We start from the raw sequence: 20,670 nt of genomic DNA on the forward strand, positions 1-20,670 counted from the left end.
GAGCTAACGCAGTACTTTATCAACAGTCAAAACCGCCTCAAATATTGGGGCGGTTTTTTATTGCCAGCCCTGTATCCATAGCTCGCTATTAGTGAGGTCGCGCCAGGCAATTAGCGAAACCTGCTTTGTATAGACCGCCTCAATTTCAACAAACTCAATTTTTTCGTTTGGTGGCTCTGGAAGGATAACTTTGCTGACCAAAAAATGCTTCTGTTTAGCAATGGGTTTAACCGCTGTCCATTTTGTCAGCAATAGCTTCTTGGGGCTCAGTGGATTCATCGCTGTTTTAGAGTGCATTGCATTGGTAGCCCCCTTCTCTGGTAATGAGTTCACCAGAGGAAGGAGTAAAAATATGACTTGAATTTTGGATCACTGGCGGACATTTTTCATCAAAGTAGCTTTGATTACCCAGGCTGCCGCAATAGTCCAGACGAAGATCTTTAAATTCCATCTGCGCTTTTCTAAGCACCATAGAAATTTTCATCTCCGTAGCTGAGTTGCAACTCCAGCTCGTATAAGTTTCACGCTCGCAGGCTATTAAGCCCAGAAGAGCGAGAGTCAGGATGCTAAGTCGAATCAGTTGTTGATACATGTACCTAGCATAGCCAATATTGTAAATCTGCGCCCGACATGCAAAATTTCTGAAAACTATCGCAGCCTACGCGAATGACTACAAAACCCAGAAATGATGGGTTCCATCCTTGCCCAGTTGCTCGACTAAGCCAAACTCCCAATCTAGGTAAGCCTGCATTGCTGCAGGATCAACGCTAGTGCCCTCATAAGGCCTCTTATAGCGGTCTAGTGGTGGGGAGGCTAAGTGACTAGGGCCTTTCTCGAGGACAAGACCGGCAGCAGTCCAGGCGGCATTGCCACCTTCCAATACCAATACTTCAGCCTTGGTAAGAGATTGAAACTCTTGCGCAACAAAAATGCTTAATTCAGTTGGAGTGCTAGTGAGTACATAGCGATCTACTTGCGGAATCTGTTTGATTGCATCAGCTAATTGTGAGCGCAATGCATACCAGCTACCTGGAATATGACCCTTCACATAATTAGCGTGGGTACTGAAATCCACGGCAATCGTATTGCTATCAGACTTTAGCCACTGAGAGACAGTGGCAGCATCCACAAATTGCACCTGGGGAAGTGAAGGCAATGGAGTTTTCCAGATTCCTTTCTCGGTAAGATCAGAACTCTGAATGCCATCAACTACATAAACATCCCATGCCATCTGTGCCAACCAAGAAGCTGGCATATTGGCTCTGACGCTACTACTCGGGTCTGCTAAGACAATGCGTGCACCACGCACTGGTGCGACCATCTCCGTTTCTTGCACAAGCTGACCGCCAGGCACAGAACGAAAGCCGGGAAGATGTCCAGCTTCATACTCTTCAGGTGTCCGTGTGTCAAAGAAATACGTAGTGCGCTCTGTTTGAGATTTCCATTTTTCGATTTCAGCAAGACTAGCGCGTTTCACGTTTGCTCTATCGGCAACACTACGAGCACGATCTGATGCTTCGCTTGCCGTGCTCTCGCTCACTTCTTTAAATTTACGGCTCTGGCCCTTGTCCAATTCTTGTCCGGCAAGAGTCCAACCAATCGTGCCATTCCGTAGCGCATTGACTTCATTCGGAATGCCGGCATTAATTAATGACTGGGTGCCAATAATACTTCGAGTTCTACCGGCGCAGTTCACAATGATCTTGGTTTTTGGATTAGGTGCTAGCTCGGGAACACGCAATACCAACTCTGCACCTGGAACACTAATGCCACTTGGGATACTCATCGTGTTGTATTCATCAAAGCGACGTACATCTACCACTACAACATCCTCTTGATCATCTAAGAGTTTTTTAACCTCTTGGGCTGATAGAGATGGGGTGTGACGCTTAGATTCCACTAGCTCTCCAAAAGACTTGCTAGGTACGTTGACATCTCGGAATAATTCTCCACCAGCAACTTTCCAGCCCTGAACTCCACCTTCGAACACAGATACATCGGTATAGCCAAGCGCAATTAATCGCTGTGCTGCAAGGGTGGCATCACCTTCGCCATCATCGAGGGTAACGATAGGAACATTCTTTCTAGGTAGCTTGGCATAAGCATCAATCTCAATGCGGGAGAGAGGAACATTAGCGGCAAACAAAGGATGTTCTTGTGCATGAGGGTCTTCCTCACGCACATCTAAAAAAGCAATCTCTTCTTCATTGAGGAGCTTGTTGCGGATAAACGCATAGTGTTTAGTTGGAATGCTCATATCTTTTCTTGGTTAATCCAGTTTTGCACCAGATTTTTTAACAACCTCACTCCAGCGTACGATTTCTTGATTGATATAAGCCGTTAGCTCAGGACGAGTCATTTTCGGAACGCTTGCTCCCATTCCTGCCCAGCGCTCTTTGATTTCGGGCGAAGCTAGGGCGATCTGAACTTCATTGCTCATTTTTTCAACGATGTCTTTAGGTGTTCCTTTGATTGCCCACATCGCATACCAGCTAGAAACGATGAAGCCGGAGATGCCTAACTCCTGAGCAGTTGGTACATTCGGGAAGGCTTCGCTACGTTTATTGCTAGCTACCGCAACGGCAATGAGTTGACCGCTTTTGATGAAAGGCGCCGCACCTGCCAAAGTATCAAACATCATATCGACTTGGCCCGCTACTAAGTCTTGTAATGCAGGACCAGTACCGCGATAGGGAATGTGGGTGATAAATAATTTGTTCTGCATCTTGAACAGCTCGCCTGCTAAATGCTGTGAGGTGCCATTACCAGTAGAAGCGTAGTTATATTTACCTGGATTTTTACGAATTTCTTCCATGATTGATTTCAAATCATTCTTCGGAAACTTTGTTGGGTTTACAACGATGACGTGGGGAACGCTACCAATGATGGCGATCGGTTCAAAATCTTTGGTGATGTCATAAGGCAAGTTGACATACATGCTCGGGGCAATAGAGTGATGCACCGCACCAAGAAGCCAGGTGTAGCCATCGGGTGCCATTTTTGCTGCAGCTGCAGCGCCAACGGTGCCACCAGCGCCGCCGCGGTTATCGACCACGATGGAGTCATTTAATTGGGTTGAGAGCTGCTTGGCCAAGGGGCGCCCAAAAGCATCTACAGCCCCGCCTGGAGGGAAGGGGTTTATGAAGGTAATTGGTTTGCTAGGAGACGGCCAGGAGGTGGTCTGGGCGCTTGCCGCTAGTGATAGGGCGCTAGTAATCAGCAAAAGCAGGACTTTTTTGAGCATTTTGAATATCTCCGTGATGTATTTTTGTAATTGAATCATTTTGGCCTAAGTGCCGTTTCTAAGCGTTATCCCTGATAAAAAAGGCCATTTCCCGCTGTTTTTATGGGGATATACTGACTCCGTTGTAGGTAGGAATATTTATTTGATAACGGGAGACAAGATGTCACAACACGATACATTGTTGGCTGCTTTTGAAACATACAAAGCTGAAAACGAAAAATTCATTGAAAAAGGTATTAAGGCATCTGCAGCACGTGCTCGTAAGGCCTTACAAGAAATCGCCGGCGCATGCAAAGAGCGTCGCAAAGAAATTACCGCTACAAAAGAGGCAATGGAAGCTAAGAAGTAATTCTCAAGCACATTCATCCGCAAGCCTAGCCTTCATCAGCTAGGCTTTTTTCTTATTAGCTTCAAATGGCTACCGCAAAGAGCGTCAACTTCATTGCATTATTGCGTATCGCAACCAAAGCTTGATACTCAGGACTATGAGCCCAAGCTTTTGCAGCTTCTTGGTTTGGAAAAGTAAGCTCTACGAACGCATCAAATCTAGTGCAATTTAATTCATTCCAAAATACCTCGGTAACAGTACCACGGTTTTGAATACTGCCCTTATAAAGCTCAACCGTTTGACCAACTTTGCTGCGATATAGTTCAAAGGCTTTTTGATCTGTCAATTCCATTAGCCCAATTACTTTTGCTGTCATATATTCTCTTTTAGTGATCAATAAGAGAAGTGTATATCTAAGATATAGTTGTGGAATGAACAGGGCAGAGTTTATTCAGATCTTGCAGCAGGAGGGCTATCCCGATCCTGTTGAAGTCAAGCAAATTCCCAATGGCTCACTAGGTGAGCACACTCATCCATTCGCGGTTAAAGCTTTAGTGATTGATGGAAGTATCGAGATTGCAATCCAAGGTAATCGCAAAACATACTCCGTTGGAGATGTCTTTGAGCTTGAGTTTGAAGAGCCTCATTCAGAGAGCTACGGGCCTACTGGAGTGACCTATTTAGCCTCAAGAAACTACTAAAGGTTTATCTTGTCTTTTGCTCATCTGACCAATGACACGTGCACCCAAGAAGTGATGTTGATTAAAGATATCAAGAACTTCTTGAACACATTCAGGGGCGCAAGAAACGAGGAGACCACCACTCGTTTGTGGATCAGTTAATAAGGCCAGCTGCGCTGGTGTGAAGTTTGCCGGAATGCCAACATCAGATCCATAGCTTTGCCAATTGCGATCTGATGCGCCAGTAATAACACCATCATCCGCTAGTGTCTGAACATTAGATAGCAGGGGAACTTGGCTCCAGTCAATATGGGCAGTGCAGTTTGATCCTCTGGCGAGCTCCAGAGTATGACCCGCCAATCCAAATCCAGTGACATCTGTTAATGCATGAACGCCAGCAAGCTTTGCTAAGTCTGGACCTGCAGCATTGAGCTTAGTAGTGTTAGAAATCATTTCGCGATAACCATCTGGACCCAGGACATCTTTTTTCAGGGCGGCAGAAAGAATGCCTACGCCAAGTGGCTTACCTAGTATCAACACGTCACCAGGCTTTGCGCTCGCGTTACTCTTAACGCGCTTCGGGTCCACCAAGCCAATAGCAACTAAACCATAAATCGGTTCAACAGAATCAATCGTGTGGCCTCCCGCAATCGGAATTCCCGCGCTACGGCAGGCTTCAGCACCACCCTCCAAAATGCGAGCGATTGTTTTATTGGATAAAACCTTAATGGGCATTCCAACTAAGGCCAGGGCAAACAAAGGTGTACCACCCATTGCATAAATATCACTAATTGCGTTAGTCGCAGCAATCTTGCCGAAGTCAAACGGGTCATCCACAATCGGCATGAAGAAATCGGTTGTTGCGACGATCGCTTGAGACTCATTGATTTGATAAACAGCCGCATCATCAGAAGTCTCAATTCCGATAAGTAATTCTTTAGGGAGTGGTAGTTGCGGAACGTTCTTGAGAATTTCAGAAAGAACGCCAGGCGCAATCTTGCAGCCACAGCCACCACCATGAGAGAGGGATGTGAGACGCGGCTCAGTAGTTTGAATATCTTGAGTCATGAAAATATTTTATCCGAAGGAGTTCTACCGATTGAAGCTTCTCTTGGGTGGGCTAGAGCGCTTTGCTGGAGCTTTCTTGGCTGGCGCTCGACCTGCTCCACCAGTAGCAGCTTTAGGCTTTCTGGATTGCTGGTGCTGTTGACTGCGCAGCTGAATAGGTTGAGCGACTGCATTGGGATCAGGTTCAAACCCTGCGATAACCTCTTGCGGTAATTTTTGCTTAATCAACTTTTCGATATCTCTGAGCATTTGATACTCATCAATACAGACTAAAGACACAGCAACACCATTCGATCCTGCACGCCCAGTCCTTCCAATACGATGGACATAATCTTCAGATACGTTTGGCAAGTCATAGTTCACTACATGGGGCAGCTGATCAATATCAATACCACGTGCTGCAATATCGGTTGCTACTAATGCGGTTAACTTACCCGCCTTGAAATCAGCTAATGCTTTTGTTCGCGCTGTTTGACTCTTATTTCCATGAATGGCCATACTAGTGATGCCATCTTTTTCCAATTGAGTTACCAGCTTGTTGGCGCCATGCTTGGTGCGAGTGAAAACTAACACTTGTTTCCAGTCATTCGATTGAATCAAATGGGCTAATAGCGGGTGCTTTTTAGTCCGATCTACCGGATGAATCAGCTGAGCAATCGCTTCGTTAGCACTATTGCTGCGGGCTACCTCAATCAGTGCCGGTGAATTTAAGAGACCATCTGCGAGTGCTTTAATCTCAGTTGAGAAGGTGGCTGAAAACAGGAGGTTCTGACGTTGCTTAGGTAAGGCAGCCAAAATCTTTTTGATGTCTCGTAAGAAGCCCATATCGAGCATGCGATCAGCTTCATCTAAAACGAGAATTTCAATATCGTTGAGTGAGACGCATTTTTGTGACATCAAATCAAGCAAGCGTCCTGGCGTAGCAACCAAAATATCGAGACCACCAGCGATGGCTTTAATTTGTGGATTGGCACCAACACCACCAAAAATGACGGTGGACTTCAGGCCTGTGTATTTGCCATAGGTGACAACTGACTCTTGAACTTGGGCTGCTAGTTCACGAGTAGGAGTCAGAATGAGTACACGTAAGAGGCGTTTGCCTGAGCTTGGTTTTGTAGTGCTAAGGCGCTGCAAAATGGGGAGGGTAAATCCGGCAGTTTTGCCAGTGCCGGTTTGTGCTGCGGCGAGAAGATCTCCGCCTTTCAGCACTGCAGGAATCGATTTCGCCTGAATTGGGGTGGGGCTGGTATAGCCTTCCTCAGCAATAGCACGAAGAATAGGTTCGGATAATCCGAGGTCTGTAAATAACATAGGGGCCAATAAAGTATTGACCCGTATTCAATTAAACGACTATCCCGGTCAATGGGGTGAGCTGCCACGCTAGAGCGTTTGCAGTAAGAACCCTATTTTAAGTCATCTAGGCTAATTGGCTAAAAAGAGCCAATCTGGTAAGGCCTTGGGCTTCAGGGTAGTGGTGTCAACACAAACAATATGTAGTGTGGCACTGGCGATTACTTGCATTTCTTGCTCATCGCCATTCTGAATTTTTCTCTGCGCATTTTGTTTGACTACTACCTGCGTGCGACCCCGATGCTCAATGACTTGATCAATGTATAAAAGATCATCTAAACGTCCAGGCTTATAAAAGTGCATTGATAGCTCTCTCACTGGCAGCAAGATGCCAAAGTCATTGATGAGCTTACTGGGGCTGAGATCACGCTGCGCCAACCATTCTGCGCGACTGCGTTCAAAGATTTCGAGGTAGCGGCCATGGTAAACAAAGCCAGCGGCATCAGTATCGGAGTAGCACACACGATGAACGTATGGAAATGCAGAGTGGCTTGTAGTCATAAGAGGTGGGTGATAGTTAAATGGTTTTTTCTAATAAGAGAATCATATTACGATGGGCAATTCCTGCTTCGTCGTAGATGGGCCCCTCGGCTATAAAGCCGAACTTTGCATAAAAGGGCGCTGCAGAGATTTGGGAGTGCAGCACCAGGGTTAAGACTCCTTCTGCTTTAGCCAGAGTAATTAAGCTGCCCAAAATCGCTGCGCCAATATGTTGATTGCGATAAGCACTTAAGACTGCCATGCGCCCAATTTGTGCATGATGATTGTCTAAGCTCACCAATCGCCCTGTACCTACACAGAGACCATCTTGGTAGGCCAAAGCATGCCTTGCTAAAGAGTCATGCTCGTCTAGCTCCATATTCTCAGGGACACCCTGTTCTTGGATAAATACCTTCTCTCGAATGAGGTAGGCCTCTTGGGAGGCTACCTGCCAGGGTTTGATCAGAATTTCTAGGGTATTCAAAGGGTTTGGCAATTAATAGTCAGTTTTAGTAGGGGTATAGGTTTAATTTACCAAATATGCACAGGAAACTACATAGGTCATGGTTACAATGATTTGTGGTCCAAATTAGGGCTCAATCCAACCTACTTACTTGTTTAGGAGTTATCTTGAAAAAATCGTTACTTGCTGGTTTATTCGCTGCAGCGGGCTTAGCTTTTGCAGCTTCTGCTTTTGCTCAGGCGCCTGCAAAAATGTTGCCATTGGCAGCCGAAGTTGTTGTACTGACTGCAACTGTTGATTCTGTTGATGTGAAAAAGCGCATCGTTGTATTAAAAGATGCAAACGGTAATACAGCGCAAATGAATGTCGCTAAATCAGTCAATGATCTAGATAAAGTAAAGAAGGGCGATATTTTTGTGGTTGAGCATGCGCAAGCGATTGCCGTTGGTTTAACAGCTGCTGCTAAAGATGCTAAGCCTGGTGTTTCTGGTGTGCGTTCTGTAACAGTAGCAGGCAAAGGTTCTGCTAAGCCATTTGAAGAAATAACTGACACTATCTATGCAACTGTGAAGATTTCAACTATCGATACAAAAACACGTATCGTTACTTTCACAATGCCAAGTGGTGAGAAGCAAAAGGTTAAAGTTGATCCAGCAGTTCTCGGTCTTGAGAAATTCAAAGCTGGTGATGACGTAATCGTTGAGTTTGTGGACGATACAGCCATTGGCTTTGTAACACCTAAGAAGTAATACAGCATCTCTGGCACAGCGCCAGAAGCTAGTAAAAAAGCCCGCAGATGCGGGCTTTTTCTTATCGTAAATCTTGACTACTTAAGCGCTTTTAGCAACCATGACATCGGATGCCTTAATGACTGCCCAGGCTTGATCACCAACTTTGAGATTTAATTCATCCACAGCTTCATTGGTAATGGAAGCGGTAACAATATGGCCGCCACCAATATCCAACTTAACGTGTGAAGTGGTTTGACCCATCTTGAGTTCAACAACTTTCCCGCTCAGGGTATTGCGTGCGCTAAGTTTGACTTTAAGTTCCATGATTTCTCCTAATAAACGTACTGCTTGGCATATGCCGCATCATTATAAAGAGACTCTTTGTGCTGAGACTTTCCGTAGTTGCGAATAATGGCCTGGCCCTCATCTGAGGCGACAAATTGAATGAATTTGACTGCAATATCTCGATCTGAAGTTTTACCAGCAGGGGCCGCAAGCGCATCATAGGTATTCACTAGAAACTTATCGCCCCTATAAAGAATCTGCAAATTAGGCGCCACATCTTTTTCTGCCACCCACGTACTGCTGTCAGACATGAAATAAGCATTCTCCGCATTCGCTCTCTTGAGAGAGGCAGTCATGAAGTCATTGGTAATGATGTACCAATTACCCTCAGGTGTAATGCCTGCCTTCTTCCAGATATCCATTTCTTTTTGGTGGGTGCCTGATTTGTCACCCCTAGAAATAAACTTAGCCTGAGCTTTAGCTATCTTAGAGTAGGAATCTGCTCCACTCGTGGCACTCTTGATATTAGCCGGATCATTTTTAGGGCCGACGATATAAAACTCGTTGGAGCCAATTAATGTGCGATCGGTGGCCCAACCCTCGGCAATTGCTTTATTCACTGCCTCAGGAGCGTGCACCATGATCATATCGACTTGTTGGGTCTTTAGGAGATTCAGTGACGCTCCGCTACCAGCCTTAATCCAAATAAGACGAGCACCTTCTTTTTTATCAAAGGCTTCGCCGAGTGCTTGCAAGAGGCCAAGCTCACCTGGGCTACCTGTAGCTAGCTTGAAACTTTTATTTCCTTGCCCATAAATAGCTTCGGATTTGAGTGGGTTGGTTTGTGCCATTGTGGTTTGCATCGCTACGCTAGCAATAATGCTAGTTAGCAGATATTTCCATAATCGTGAAGAGATCATTTTATTTAGCTATCCAATTATTTCTTAGCATTTGGGAAGAAGAGTTGTTCGCCATCAATCTTGTAGCTGGCAATTACTTCTTGACCATTTTTAGAGATCAACCAGTCAATAAACTCTTGTCCTTGAGCTTTCTTCACGCTAGGAAACTTAGCTGGGTTGACCAGCATCACACCATATTGATTAAACAGCTTAGGGTCGCCTTGCACTAGGATCATTAAATCGCCACGGTTCTTAAAGCTAATCCAAGTTCCACGATCGGCCAAGATATAGCCATTCATAGCAGAAGCAGTGTTGAGGGCAGGGCCCATACCTGAACCTGTTTCTTTGTACCAAGCAGTGCCAGGAGCGATAGCGATGCCAGCGCCTTTCCAGTAACGCAGTTCAGCAGCATGTGTGCCACTCTTATCGCCACGCGATACGAATGGTGCTTGAGCGGCGGCAATCTTTTGAAGTGCTACTTGAATATCTTTGCCGCCACCTACTTTTGCAGGATCTGTTTTAGGTCCGATGAGGACAAAATCGTTGTACATCACTTCATAGCGTTTTGTGGAGAATCCGTCCTCAACAAACTTTTCTTCAGCAGCCTTGTCATGAACAAACACAACATCGGCATCGCCACGACGTCCAATATCGAGAGCCTGACCAGTGCCTACTGCAACGACTTTGGCATCAATCCCCGTTTTCATCTTAAAAATAGGCAGGATGAAGTTAAAGAGGCCGCTCTGTTCAGTGGAGGTGGTGGAGGACACCACAATAGTTTTTTCTTGGGCATACACCTGAGAACTGCCCATCAAGACTGTTACCAAGGTGCCAAAAAATAGATTTGAGATTAGCTTTTTCATAGGATTCAAAAAGTAGTTGATTAAAACGACATGATCGCATACATTAATACTTATTGAATATGCAAAAAATTACATATGCAAATTGAGATCCGTCCTACGCTAGTTGTTCAATCCCGGGCTGAGGGTAGGGGCTCTATAGACTTGATTTGGCTTGCGCGCCTCCTTAAGGACATAGGGCGTGGCAGCTCTTTAGTAGTTGCCAGTAAAAAATCTGGCATCTCTTATAGAGGCGCCTGGGGGAAATTAAATCAAGTTGAAGCCAGCTTGGGCATGCCGCTGATTGTCAGGACTAAGGGGCACGGATCAATCCTGACTGAATTTGGAACTTTCTTCATTCAGTTTATTGATGAGATGCAAGCCAATCATCATGAGAGCGGCAATGCTTATCAGGATGCATTGTTAAAAGAAATTAAAAAAATTGAAAAATCAGAAAGCGCTCGATGGAAATTTTTATCGAGTAGCGATTCGATCATTCAAAGAGCAGTGACAGAAGTTAAAGGTTTTGATTTAAAAATTGCTGGGTCAGGAGAATCTCTAGAAAAGCTATTGAACAATGAAGCGCATATTGCTGGCTACCATGTCTCAGATGAAAAAAGTTCACAAGCTATTCATCGTCGATTATCGAAAAGTGAAATACAAATCTATCCTGTGATGAAGCGCACGCAGGGGCTGATTGTTAAAAAAGGCAACCCTCTAAGGATACGTTCAATAGATGATTTGGTGGACCGAAAGGTGCGCTTTATTAATCGACAAATTGGTTCTGGCACTAGACTGCTCTTGGATACGCTGCTCATGGAGGAGGGAATCGAGCCTTCTGACATTAATGGTTATTTACATGAGGAGTTCACTCACTCTGCAGTAGCGAATGCCATCTTGGCAAGTAAAGCAGATGTAGGGGTCGGAGTTAAAAATGTCGCCATGGAGAATGGCTTGGGATTTGTGCCTTTGAAGGATGAAATTTTCTTTATCGCCATGCATAGGGATATGGTTTCTCAGTCCGATGCTTCAAAATTGATTCGGAAGATTCGGAGTTACTCTGGTGAGACGCCGGGCTATAAAGCAGTTAGTCTCAACCGCCAGATTGAAGGCTGGCTATAAATTCATAGCAGGGCTAGAATAGTTTTGCTATGAAATTCCGTCTCCAGTATTTACTTGCCCCTTTATTTTTCTGTGCAAATCTTGCATGGGCACAAACGACAACCGTGGCGGTTGCAGCCAATATGAAGGATGCGTTTAGCGAAATCAGTCTAGCCTACAAGGCCGCAGGTAATTCTGAACCTAGGATTGTGTATGGCTCATCAGGCAATTTTTCAGCGCAGATTATGAATGGCGCCCCATTCAAGTTATTCGTATCTGCTGATGAATATTTTCCGCTTGAGCTTTATAAACAGGGTAAGACAATCGATGATGGTCTTGTATACGCTATTGGTAAGTTGGCGATCATCTCCAAAAACTCTACTGGAATCCGATTATTGGATAGCAAGGCTGATCTGATCAAGGCAATTAATAAAGCCAATAAGATTGCCATCGCTAAGCCTGAGCTAGCACCGTATGGAAGGGCTGCTGTGGAGTATCTAAAGGCAGAAGGGCTATGGAATATTGCTAAAGATAAATTGATCTATGCAGATAATGTTGGTATTGCAACGATGTACGTAGTAACAGGTGCGGCTGATTTGGGCTTTACCGCGCTATCCTTAGCAAGGTCTGCAGAAATAGCCAAAGAGACAAGCTATATTCTTCCTGACGGTAATTTATATGAGCCCATTAAGCAGAGAATGGTTTTAATCAAGGGCGCTCCTCGAGAGGCGGTAAGCCTTTATCAGTTTATGCAAAGCCCTCAAGCAAAATTGATTCTGCAGAAGTACGGTTACAGCACCCCGTAATTTTTCCTTTTGAGCCCTTTTTCTCAATTTAGGCTACAGTCTTATGTATTCAATTGTTTAAGAGGGCCTCTACATGAAACTAAAGTCCACTGTATTTCTGCTATCTAGCTTCTTGGGTATTTTTCTTGTTGGATCTGCCCATGCCCAGTCTGGCGAAAATACGTACAAGCAAGTTTGTGCAAGCTGCCATGGGGCTGGCGTTCTGAATGCACCTAAGCTTGGAGATAAAGCAAAGTGGGCGCCACTTATTGCTGAGGGGCAAGTAATACTGACGGCACATGGTTATGTTGGGGTGCGATCTATGCCTGCTAAAGGCGGTAATCCTAATTTAAGTATCGAAGGATTTGCTGATGCTTTAGTTTATATGGTGAATAACTCAGGTGGTAACTGGAAGTCACCGAATGCGCAAACCATTGCAGCTATCAATAAAGAAGTTGAGGCTCGCAAAGCAGGATTAAATAAGAAGTAAGACAGCAGAGCGATCAGTGCATTCAGCGCTAAGAAGTGCTCCTAGCGCTGAATATTCAATGGCTTAGTCTGCTTTAATGCCAGCATCCTTAATTACTTTAGCCCACATATTCAATTCCCTTTGAATTCGCTTTGCTGAATCAGCTGGGGTAAGGTAGTTCACATATACGCCAGCAGCTAACATGCGCTCTTGTACATCGGGGCGCTGCAAAATCACTTTGATATCGTTATTGAGTTTGTCAATAATCGGTTTTGGAGTGCCTGCGGGAGCGAGGATTCCAAACATACTCACAACATCAAAGTTGGGTAAGCCAGTAGCTTCGGTAATAGTTGGCACATCAGGTAACTGACTAATACGTTTAGCAGTGGTTACTGCTAATGCTCTTAGTTGGCCAGCTTGAATAAATTGCAGTGCCGCCGGAACAGTCTCGGACATCGTTAGCACCTGACCGCCTACCAGGTCTGTCATAGCAGGGCCACTACCTTTATAGGGCACATGCAAGAGATCCAAGCCTAATTGCGCGCGGAACATTTCCATTGCTAGGCGTTGTGGTGCGCCTGCGCCCGAAGATGCAAAGGTGAGTTTGCCTGGATTGGCTTTGGCATAAGCAATAAATTCCTTCATATTCTTCACGGGAACAGAAGGGTTCACTACAAACACTAGCGGCACAACACCAACGACACCTACAGGCGTGAAATCTTTTTCTAAGTTGTATTTAATGCCATCTTTGTTAAGGTTGGTATTAATCGCATGTGATGTGAGGGCACCCATTAATAAGGTGTAACCATCTGCAGGTGACTTAGCCACCATATCCGCGCCAATATTGCCGCTATCTCCTGAGCGGTTATCGGGTAGTACTTGCTGACCTAGTGACTTGGACAACTCTTGCGCCATGATGCGACCAATCACATCAGTTGCGCCTCCCGGAGGAAAGGGAATCACCAGTCGAACTTGCTTGTCCGGGTAGTTCTTGCTTGCTGCATCTGTTTGTGCTGAGGCATTGCCTAAAATGGCAGTGGTGCAAAGTGCAATAAAAAGGGATTTTTGAATTAGTTGTCTCATATCTTTTTTAATTTAGGTTTGGAATACGAGTTTGTATTATGACCAAAATTAGGCTTCCTGTGCTAGATCAAGGAATGATAGATTTGACTAATTACAATAAGCCCATGAACCTTGAGCCCCACCAGATTGAAGTCATTGGTTATTGCGCCGCATTCTTGACCACGATCGCTTTTTTGCCCCAGGCAATACAGTCTTGGCGCACCCGGGATTTATCGGGGGTGTCATTGGGTATGTACTCCTTATTTGCTGCTGGGGTGGGGCTTTGGCTGATTTATGGTCTCATTATTGAGAAGTGGCCCCTCATATTGGCGAATGCTTTGACCTTTGCTTTGGCTCTGAGCATCTTGTTGCTGAAATTGCGTCATACTTCTAAACATCGGAAATAAACGCTAATCCACGGCATCCCATAGAAAGGGTTTTATGAGTTCAGCATTTGTGATTGACCCACCACCAGTAGTGTCCCTACCTGTGACTGGCGATACCCGTCGTTTTGCAGTAAATCGTATCTATTGTGTTGGTCGCAACTATGCAGACCATGCACGTGAGATGGGTCATGATCCTGATCGAGAGCCACCATTCTTTTTTATGAAGCCAGCTAACTCTATCGTGACTGACGGCAAAGATATGGCTTATCCTAATTTATCCAAAGATGTGCACCACGAAATCGAAATGGTAGTTGCTATTGGTAAAGGTGGCGCCAATATTTCTGCTGATAAAGCCCTCGATCATGTTTATGGTTATGGCGTTGGTTTGGATATGACAAGGCGTGATTTACAAGGGGAAGCTAAAAAGATGGGGCGCCCTTGGGATACAGGTAAGGCATTTGACCAGGCAGCTCCTTGTGGAGAAATTACTCCGGTCACAAAGTGTGGTCATCCAGCAAAAGGCGCTGTCAAACTTTTAGTAAATGGCGAAGTCCGTCAAGAGGGTGACTTAAACCAGTTGATATGGAATGTGCCCGATACCATTGCCTACCTTTCTACTTTATTTACATTAGAGCCAGGCGACTTAATCTACTCAGGCACTCCTGCAGGAGTTGGTCCGGTGAAGAAGGGCGATGTACTGATTGGAAGTGTTGAAGGTTTAGTCAATTTGAATACTAAGGTTATTTAGTATTTAATACGCCGTCAAATTTGATGTCTAGGCGGCGGCCTGCGCTAGAATTCACCTATGTATATGTTCCTGCCTTTCCTGACAGCGTTGATCGGACTTATTTTGGTCTGGTTTGAAAAGCGTCTAGCTGGCTTGGTCGTATTGGCGATTACCGTTGGAATCTTGCTTGTCTGGTTCCGCTCTCATGCAACCACCCATCTTCATCTCAGCCTGTGAGTAAGACTTCTTTCCCGTCTTTGGCTGCACTTGGCAATCAACTGGCTCTGATTTCAATTATTGGAGTTCTGTCTTACGCCTTTGTTGATCAGCTTTATTTTGGTGAGTTGCCTTGCCCGCTCTGTCTAATGCAACGTATTGGGTTTGTCATTATTGGCATTGCCTTAGTTCTCAATATCCGCTGTGGTGCGCACGCAGCACATTATGGTTGGGGCATTATTGGCGGCCTTGTAGGGATGATGGTTTCTTTGCGTCAGGTACTTTTGCATATCTTGCCTGGAGATAAAGGATATGGCGCTACCTTTTTAGAGTTGCATTTTTATACCTGGGCCTTTGTAGCCTATATCGGCTTGCTATTGGGATTTGCAATTTTGCTTATGTTACCTAATCGCGATGTGCGATCTCGCTCCATATTTGCAAATACCTTGGTCATTATTTTTATTCTATTAGTCGCAGGTAATTTGATCTCTACCTTATTGGAGTGTGGTGTCGGCCCCTGTGCTGATGATCCTGTGAAGTATGAGGGCTGGCTCTGGTTGCGTAACCGCTTTGGTTTTTAATGATGGCAATAACGCAGTTTTCTAGGCTAATGAAGAGCCTCTTTCTTCTTGCCTTCATTTGCTTGGGTATATCAAACGCCCACTCACAAGTAAAGACAGTCTGGCCTAAGCAGGCTATCAAGATCATTGTTACTTTTACCCCTGGTGGGGCGCCCGATGTCTTGGCGCGGATCTTGGCTGAAAATTGGCAGCAAAGTTTGGGCGTACCAGTGCTCGTAGAAAATCGTCCTGGCTATGGTGGCAATATTGGCGCAGAGTTAGTTGCCAAGAGTGATCCCGATGGCTACATATTGCTGATTGGCACTGTAGGCATTCATGCGATCAACGGGGCTCTTTATGACAAGATGTCTTTTGATCCTGTAAAAGATTTCACGCCGATTAGTTTCTTGGCAAGCACTCCCAATGTTTTGATCGTCAATAAACAACTGGGCGTGAGTAATGTGAACGAGCTCATTGCACTTGCAAAAGCAAAGCCGAATCAACTGACTTTTGGATCTTCTGGCGTTGGTACCTCTTTGCATATGTCTGGTGAGTTGTTTAAAGAAATGGCAGGAATTGATATTCGCCATATTCCTTACAAGGGGCGTGCACAATCATTGCCAGATTTAGTGAGCGGACGCATCTCGATGCTATTTGATAACTTATCTTCATCACTACCTTTGATTAAGGCGGGGGAGGTACAGGCTCTAGGGGTGACAACCTTAAAGCGTTCGCCTGCTGCCCCAGAGATTCCGACGTTAGCTGAGCAGGGATTGCCTGGATTTGAGGCGATTTCATGGTTCTCTTTGATGGCTCCAGCAAATTTGCCTCCATCTATTCAAAAGCGCCTTAACCAGTTAACTAGACAAGCTCTGCAAAATCCAGATGTCAAAAATAGACTCTTGTCGGGCGGCTTGGATCCTGCTCCTGGCAGTCCTGAGGATCTCTCCAAATTGATTGCAGCAGAGTCGCGAAAGTGGAGTAGAGTGGTTCAGCAGTCTGGCGCCAAAGTGGAGCCCTAAAATCCTCTTTTCTTGTCAGCTTATATCTGTTTAGAGCGTTATATAGGTAGGACAAAGATCAGGCGCTACAAATTCAAGATATTCGATTGAAAACTTATTCATCAGACCCTTTCTAATCGACCCAATTTGCCTAAATTTTCAGCATTAGACTTTTCTAAATTCGGAGCAGCAGCATCCATGATTGGCGCTTGCCTATTGACTGGATGTGCAACCCAGACTCAGCAACTCAAGATGAATGAGTCAAGAGATCAGTTTAAGAATGGCGACATGCAAAGTGCTGCTGCCACTATTCAAAGCGTCTTTAAGGATAAAAATACCCTGTATTACCTAGAGTTAGGTGGGGTGCAAAGACTACAGGGCGCAAAGCAAATTCCCAATAGCACGCAGAACCTATTAGTAGCAGATCAATTGGTTGAGCAATGGGAGATTGCAACTAGCGACAAGCTCAAGCGCTCTTTTACAAATATGAGCTCATACATCTTATCCGAGGGTTTGAGTAGTAATTACGACCCCAAGCCATATGAGGTGAGTTTATTGAGTCAGACGATTGCACTCAATCATTTGTCACAGGGTCGCTGGAATGATGCCATGGTTGAGGCTAAAAAAATGGCGCAACGAGAAAAGGTGATCGAGGAACTGATTCAAAGTAAGGTCACAGCAGTATCTAAAGTAGAGCAACAACAACAAAATAATCAGAATACTAAGGGCGCCACTAGTCGCATTCAGGACATTGGTGGGTATCCCATCAATCTTTTGGATGATGAGGAGACGCGTAGCCTGAAGAATGCTTATCAAAGTCCTGCAGCCTATTATTTATCTGGCTTTATCCATGAATCTCAGGGTGAGGCTAGCTTAGCCGCCCCCGGCTATCGCCTAGCAATTGAGTTGCGACCCTCAGTCAACTTTTTCAAGACCAGTATTGCTAAGTTGGATTCCAATATTGCCAATCAAGCTAAAAAAAGTTTTGCAGATACCCTGATCATGATTGATACAGGGTATATGCCTAAAATTAGTCCCCATCAGATTAGCCAGTCAGTTGCTTTTGGTGGAAATTCAAAATTAGTGACCCTTACTTTTCCTGTAATCGAAAAATCAAGTGATCGTTTTGCGCCAAACTATATTCAACTTGGTGATCGAATAGCCAATCCAGAGTTGGTGGCCAATATCGATGCTATGGCTAGGAAAAATCTTCAAGATGAGATGCCGGCTTACGTTCTGAGAGCTACCTCGCGCGCCCTTGTATCCTTGGCAGCTCAATATGCGGCAGACCAAGCTGCGCAACAGGCAGCTAGAAAAAATAATCAAAATAATCAGAATAATAATGCGGCAATTATTGGCGCTATAGCAGGGATGCTTACTGGTTATGGCTTACAGGCAATTAATGTGACAGACGTACGCCATTGGTCAACATTGCCAGCGCAAACTTATATGGCCAGAATGGGATTGCCGATTGGAACAACCGTTCTTAAATTTGCTTTGCCATCGGGGGTAATCCAAAGTCAAACAGTAAACCTTGTCGGTGGCTATAACGTGATTTATATCCGTATGTTTAGAAACAAGGCAACTGTTCTCACGTCAAATGATCCAGCAGCGCTTCCTCTTCCACCACAAGTCGTTGCACCACAAACAATTACCAATCCTATTTCAACAGTCCCAAGGGCAGCTTCAGACGAGGTTAAGCCCAAAGAGGGCACCTTAGATGGATTTAAGAAGTTATTCAGTGGTTTCATGGGTCCAAAACCAGAGGAGGCAACTCTGAGTGCCCCTGTACTTGCACCGCCTGTGGAGCTTGAATCTGCTGCCGCAGCCCCAGCCGTAAACCCCACACCCAAGCCTGCAAGCGTTAATATGGATGGGTTGAAGCCCTATGAGCCACCCAATTTACTCAACAGCCTTCAGCAGCTTTTTAATTAAGAAAGACCGAGAATGAAAAAATACCTTTTGATTCTATTGGCAGCTATTGCATTAGCTGCCTGCAGCTCAACCCCTTCGATGAAGGATATGACAGTTCGCATGGGTGACACTGACAGTATTCAGATTACGGATATGCGTAGCTTAATGCGCAATGGTGTTTTAACAGCGCAGGTAACTATTCAGAATGATAGTAAGTCAAACTTGGTTGCGTATCGTTTTAAATGGCTTGGCAAGAATGGTATGGCTGTAAGCGATGAAGAAGCCTGGAAGCCAGTAACCATTGGTAAAGGTCAGTCGACTATTATTACGGGGATCGCGCCGACACCAGATGCTACCGATTTTCGTTTTGAGTTAAATCAGTACAAATAAACTTTAGAGTAAACCTCTTTAATTGAAAAAATGATCATGAAAATCTACACTAAAACTATCCATTTATCTGCATTGGCACTCTCAGCTGTTTTGTTGGCAGCGTGCTCAGGCCCACAAGTTCGTTATGGCGATGCTAAAGCGGTTGAGACTGTCAACGCTAATTACGGTTCAACCGACTTACAAATCATTGCTGAAGCGATGACGAGATCACTTTTGCAATCAAAAGCGATTTCTGGAAGTAAGGATGCGCCGATTGTGACTTTAGCAGACGTCAAGAACAAGACCTCTGAATATATTGATACGCGTGTGATTACCGATAAGATCCGTACGCAGCTCATGAAGAGTGGTCAAGTCCGTTTTGCCGTAAGCGTTACCGAAATGCAAAACCAAACCGATGAGTTAAAGCGCCAAAATCAATCAGGCCTCTATAAGAACAGTACGATTGCTAAAACTGGCAATATGCAGGGCGCCCAGTACCGCATTGAAGGTTCAATTGCCTCTATTGTGAAGAACACCAAAGATGTGAAAGATGTCTACTACGTCTTTAACTTAAATCTCATCAATAACGAATCAGGCTTGCTCGAGTGGGCTGATGAAAAAGAGATTCGCAAGACTGCCACCCGCTAATCAAGGAATTTAATTAATGCTATTGCTTAAAAAATCGTTTCTAGTTTGTACGGGAGTGGGTCTAGTTTTATTGACTGGCTGTGCCTCTAAGCCTCCTGCGGCCCTACCAGAGCAGGCCATTGTTGGAAGGATGGCAGCGGACCCTCCTAAGAACCCAGTGATTAATGCGCAGGCTCTGAAGGCCGACTCTAAGTCAATTGCAGTAACCGATATCTACTTCAAGAAAGAAGGTAAGAACTTAGTTTTCATTGAAGAGACCCGTCAAAAAACCAATAACAACGTTAGCTCAATCATTACGCCTAGAACAATTGAGATAGACGCCGATAAGGCGGATGCTTCTGCTCTGACTGGCGGTCCCAACTCATCTGCATTTCCAGTCAAGTTCACCGATTTATCGGATCCGAAGTCCACTGCTCCAGTGATCACTCCTATAGACCCTCAGTCGTCGGGTAATAGTTCTAATGCCGAAACGCAGAGTTCCAAGAAGTCAGGTTATGAGAGCAAGATGGAGTATGGCGAGTTACGCTACTTAGCCAACCCTATTCGTGGCTTATTGATTCAATCGGGTTACAAGGTTGTACAAGCTAAATCAACAGTAGCCATGCCTAACCAGGGCGATGAGTATTTTGATATCGTCAAGCGTATTAAAGCGGGTGATTTTGGTGACGCTGATTATGTTCTGTATGGTGTTTTAGCTGAAGTCTCCAATACAGATAATGTGGCAGACATTCCTGGAACTAAATCGACTTCTCATCAGATGACGCTTGAGGTAACAGTAGACTTTAATATTGTTGACACTAAGACATCCCAAATTGTTGCCTCATTCATCGCTTCTGGTGAAGGCAAGGATGTCCAAATTGATGGCAAAAATACTGGCTATAAACCAAGTGCGGCAAAGTTGATGAAGCTTGCCTCTTTAGATTTGGCAGAAGATGTCCGCAAGAACTTAGCAGCTCAGAATTTTATTACTAATAACCCAGGATCTGCTGGGTATGAGCGCAATCTTAAGCGCCGTCTGGATGATGATGCTTCTACTTTAAAGGTTTATAAGTAAGCAGGAGGCCG

At 44.9% G+C, this 20,670-nt stretch carries 28 protein-coding genes; 15 read left to right on the forward strand and 13 right to left on the reverse strand.

The features are described from left to right. Nucleotides 1-57 precede the first annotated feature (57 nt). The 4 genes from B6A14_RS06635 to B6A14_RS06650 form a co-directional block, all read right to left on the reverse strand. Complete coding sequence (locus B6A14_RS06635; RefSeq protein WP_087910302.1) at nt 58-279, reverse strand: TIGR02450 family Trp-rich protein; 222 nt, start codon at nt 277-279, stop codon at nt 58-60. Between the two features lie 7 nt (nt 280-286). Further along, nucleotides 287-592 (reverse strand): hypothetical protein, encoded by a 306-nt coding sequence (locus tag B6A14_RS10215; protein WP_129560413.1) that lies wholly within the window; start codon nt 590-592, stop codon nt 287-289. Between the two features lie 78 nt (nt 593-670). After that, nucleotides 671-2,257 (reverse strand): rhodanese homology domain-containing protein, encoded by a 1,587-nt coding sequence (locus tag B6A14_RS06645; protein WP_087909715.1) that lies wholly within the window; start codon nt 2,255-2,257, stop codon nt 671-673. A 12-nt stretch (nt 2,258-2,269) separates the two neighbouring features. Continuing rightward, nucleotides 2,270-3,244 (reverse strand): Bug family tripartite tricarboxylate transporter substrate binding protein, encoded by a 975-nt coding sequence (locus B6A14_RS06650; protein ID WP_087910303.1) that lies wholly within the window; start codon nt 3,242-3,244, stop codon nt 2,270-2,272. A gap of 160 nt (nt 3,245-3,404) precedes the next feature. Here B6A14_RS06650 and B6A14_RS06655 point away from each other — a divergent pair, with 160 nt between their 5' ends. After that, nucleotides 3,405-3,593, forward strand: coding sequence for a hypothetical protein (locus B6A14_RS06655; protein ID WP_087909716.1), 189 nt, complete (start codon nt 3,405-3,407; stop codon nt 3,591-3,593). Nucleotides 3,594-3,654: 61 nt separating this feature from the next. On the opposite strand, the gene B6A14_RS06660 is transcribed toward B6A14_RS06655, so the two are convergent. Next, nucleotides 3,655-3,948, reverse strand: a complete 294-nt coding sequence (locus tag B6A14_RS06660; RefSeq protein ID WP_087909717.1) for a DUF1330 domain-containing protein — start codon at nt 3,946-3,948, stop codon at nt 3,655-3,657. 55 nt (nt 3,949-4,003) lie between these two features. Between B6A14_RS06660 and B6A14_RS06665 the strand changes: the two genes are divergently transcribed. Further along, nucleotides 4,004-4,273: a cupin domain-containing protein gene (locus tag B6A14_RS06665; protein ID WP_087909718.1), complete on the forward strand. Its 270-nt coding sequence runs from the start codon at nt 4,004-4,006 to the stop codon at nt 4,271-4,273. On the opposite strand, the gene selD is transcribed toward B6A14_RS06665, so the two are convergent. From selD to B6A14_RS06685, 4 genes are all read right to left on the reverse strand, one after another. Then, complete coding sequence (selD, locus tag B6A14_RS06670; protein WP_087909719.1) at nt 4,259-5,320, reverse strand: selenide, water dikinase SelD; 1,062 nt, start codon at nt 5,318-5,320, stop codon at nt 4,259-4,261. The genes B6A14_RS06665 and selD overlap by 15 nt on opposite strands. A gap of 24 nt (nt 5,321-5,344) precedes the next feature. After that, nucleotides 5,345-6,631, reverse strand: a complete 1,287-nt coding sequence (locus B6A14_RS06675) for a DEAD/DEAH box helicase (protein WP_087909720.1) — start codon at nt 6,629-6,631, stop codon at nt 5,345-5,347. Between the two features lie 111 nt (nt 6,632-6,742). Next, nucleotides 6,743-7,171: a YbgC/FadM family acyl-CoA thioesterase gene (locus tag B6A14_RS06680; RefSeq protein WP_087909721.1), complete on the reverse strand. Its 429-nt coding sequence runs from the start codon at nt 7,169-7,171 to the stop codon at nt 6,743-6,745. Nucleotides 7,172-7,187: 16 nt separating this feature from the next. Beyond that, nucleotides 7,188-7,634: a GNAT family N-acetyltransferase gene (locus tag B6A14_RS06685; RefSeq protein WP_087910304.1), complete on the reverse strand. Its 447-nt coding sequence runs from the start codon at nt 7,632-7,634 to the stop codon at nt 7,188-7,190. A gap of 146 nt (nt 7,635-7,780) precedes the next feature. Here B6A14_RS06685 and B6A14_RS06690 point away from each other — a divergent pair, with 146 nt between their 5' ends. After that, nucleotides 7,781-8,362 carry a hypothetical protein gene (locus B6A14_RS06690; protein ID WP_087909722.1) on the forward strand — a complete coding sequence of 194 codons (582 nt, stop codon included), beginning with the start codon at nt 7,781-7,783 and terminating at the stop codon, nt 8,360-8,362. An 81-nt stretch (nt 8,363-8,443) separates the two neighbouring features. Here the strand turns inward: B6A14_RS06690 and B6A14_RS06695 are convergent, their stop codons facing one another. The 3 genes from B6A14_RS06695 to B6A14_RS06705 form a co-directional block, all read right to left on the reverse strand. Then, nucleotides 8,444-8,668, reverse strand: a complete 225-nt coding sequence (locus B6A14_RS06695) for a TOBE domain-containing protein (RefSeq protein ID WP_087909723.1) — start codon at nt 8,666-8,668, stop codon at nt 8,444-8,446. Between the two features lie 8 nt (nt 8,669-8,676). Then, nucleotides 8,677-9,492, reverse strand: coding sequence for a substrate-binding domain-containing protein (locus B6A14_RS06700; protein ID WP_087910305.1), 816 nt, complete (start codon nt 9,490-9,492; stop codon nt 8,677-8,679). A 74-nt stretch (nt 9,493-9,566) separates the two neighbouring features. Further along, nucleotides 9,567-10,340 carry a substrate-binding domain-containing protein gene (locus B6A14_RS06705; RefSeq protein WP_236635721.1) on the reverse strand — a complete coding sequence of 258 codons (774 nt, stop codon included), beginning with the start codon at nt 10,338-10,340 and terminating at the stop codon, nt 9,567-9,569. A gap of 126 nt (nt 10,341-10,466) precedes the next feature. Between B6A14_RS06705 and B6A14_RS06710 the strand changes: the two genes are divergently transcribed. The 3 genes from B6A14_RS06710 to B6A14_RS06720 all read left to right on the forward strand — a co-directional run bounded on the left by B6A14_RS06710 (nt 10,467) and on the right by B6A14_RS06720 (nt 12,743). Beyond that, nucleotides 10,467-11,489 carry a substrate-binding domain-containing protein gene (locus B6A14_RS06710; protein WP_087909725.1) on the forward strand — a complete coding sequence of 341 codons (1,023 nt, stop codon included), beginning with the start codon at nt 10,467-10,469 and terminating at the stop codon, nt 11,487-11,489. Between the two features lie 29 nt (nt 11,490-11,518). Then, nucleotides 11,519-12,274, forward strand: a complete 756-nt coding sequence (gene modA / locus B6A14_RS06715; protein WP_087909726.1) for a molybdate ABC transporter substrate-binding protein — start codon at nt 11,519-11,521, stop codon at nt 12,272-12,274. 73 nt (nt 12,275-12,347) lie between these two features. Then, on the forward strand, nt 12,348-12,743 hold the full coding sequence (locus B6A14_RS06720) for a c-type cytochrome (protein WP_087909727.1): 396 nt from the start codon (nt 12,348-12,350) through the stop codon (nt 12,741-12,743). 63 nt (nt 12,744-12,806) lie between these two features. Here B6A14_RS06720 and B6A14_RS06725 read toward each other — a convergent pair whose 3' ends face one another. Then, nucleotides 12,807-13,805: a Bug family tripartite tricarboxylate transporter substrate binding protein gene (locus B6A14_RS06725; RefSeq protein ID WP_087909728.1), complete on the reverse strand. Its 999-nt coding sequence runs from the start codon at nt 13,803-13,805 to the stop codon at nt 12,807-12,809. A gap of 104 nt (nt 13,806-13,909) precedes the next feature. Between B6A14_RS06725 and B6A14_RS06730 the strand changes: the two genes are divergently transcribed. The 9 genes from B6A14_RS06730 to B6A14_RS06765 all read left to right on the forward strand — a co-directional run bounded on the left by B6A14_RS06730 (nt 13,910) and on the right by B6A14_RS06765 (nt 20,659). Continuing rightward, nucleotides 13,910-14,191, forward strand: a complete 282-nt coding sequence (locus B6A14_RS06730; protein WP_087910306.1) for a SemiSWEET transporter — start codon at nt 13,910-13,912, stop codon at nt 14,189-14,191. 34 nt (nt 14,192-14,225) lie between these two features. Further along, complete coding sequence (locus B6A14_RS06735) at nt 14,226-14,918, forward strand: fumarylacetoacetate hydrolase family protein (protein WP_087909729.1); 693 nt, start codon at nt 14,226-14,228, stop codon at nt 14,916-14,918. A gap of 63 nt (nt 14,919-14,981) precedes the next feature. After that, a complete protein-coding gene (locus tag B6A14_RS10265; RefSeq protein WP_161491117.1) occupies nt 14,982-15,134 on the forward strand; it encodes a DUF5993 family protein in 153 nt (50 codons plus the stop codon). Beyond that, nucleotides 15,131-15,694 (forward strand): disulfide bond formation protein B, encoded by a 564-nt coding sequence (locus tag B6A14_RS06740; RefSeq protein ID WP_087909730.1) that lies wholly within the window; start codon nt 15,131-15,133, stop codon nt 15,692-15,694. Before B6A14_RS10265 ends, B6A14_RS06740 begins: the two co-directional genes overlap by 4 nt. 29 nt (nt 15,695-15,723) lie before the next feature. Further along, a complete protein-coding gene (locus B6A14_RS06745) occupies nt 15,724-16,695 on the forward strand; it encodes a Bug family tripartite tricarboxylate transporter substrate binding protein (RefSeq protein WP_236635684.1) in 972 nt (323 codons plus the stop codon). A 126-nt stretch (nt 16,696-16,821) separates the two neighbouring features. Next, nucleotides 16,822-18,609 (forward strand): COG3014 family protein, encoded by a 1,788-nt coding sequence (locus B6A14_RS06750; RefSeq protein WP_236635685.1) that lies wholly within the window; start codon nt 16,822-16,824, stop codon nt 18,607-18,609. Between the two features lie 12 nt (nt 18,610-18,621). After that, nucleotides 18,622-18,978: a YcfL family protein gene (locus tag B6A14_RS06755; RefSeq protein ID WP_087909733.1), complete on the forward strand. Its 357-nt coding sequence runs from the start codon at nt 18,622-18,624 to the stop codon at nt 18,976-18,978. Nucleotides 18,979-19,014: 36 nt separating this feature from the next. Next, nucleotides 19,015-19,605 carry a penicillin-binding protein activator LpoB gene (gene lpoB, locus B6A14_RS06760; RefSeq protein ID WP_087910307.1) on the forward strand — a complete coding sequence of 197 codons (591 nt, stop codon included), beginning with the start codon at nt 19,015-19,017 and terminating at the stop codon, nt 19,603-19,605. A 16-nt stretch (nt 19,606-19,621) separates the two neighbouring features. Next, nucleotides 19,622-20,659 (forward strand): hypothetical protein, encoded by a 1,038-nt coding sequence (locus B6A14_RS06765; protein WP_087909734.1) that lies wholly within the window; start codon nt 19,622-19,624, stop codon nt 20,657-20,659. Nucleotides 20,660-20,670: the final 11 nt, after the last annotated feature.

It is taken from the genome of Polynucleobacter hirudinilacicola (genome assembly GCF_002192535.1).
Classification (GTDB): Bacteria; Pseudomonadota; Gammaproteobacteria; order Burkholderiales; family Burkholderiaceae; genus Polynucleobacter; species Polynucleobacter hirudinilacicola.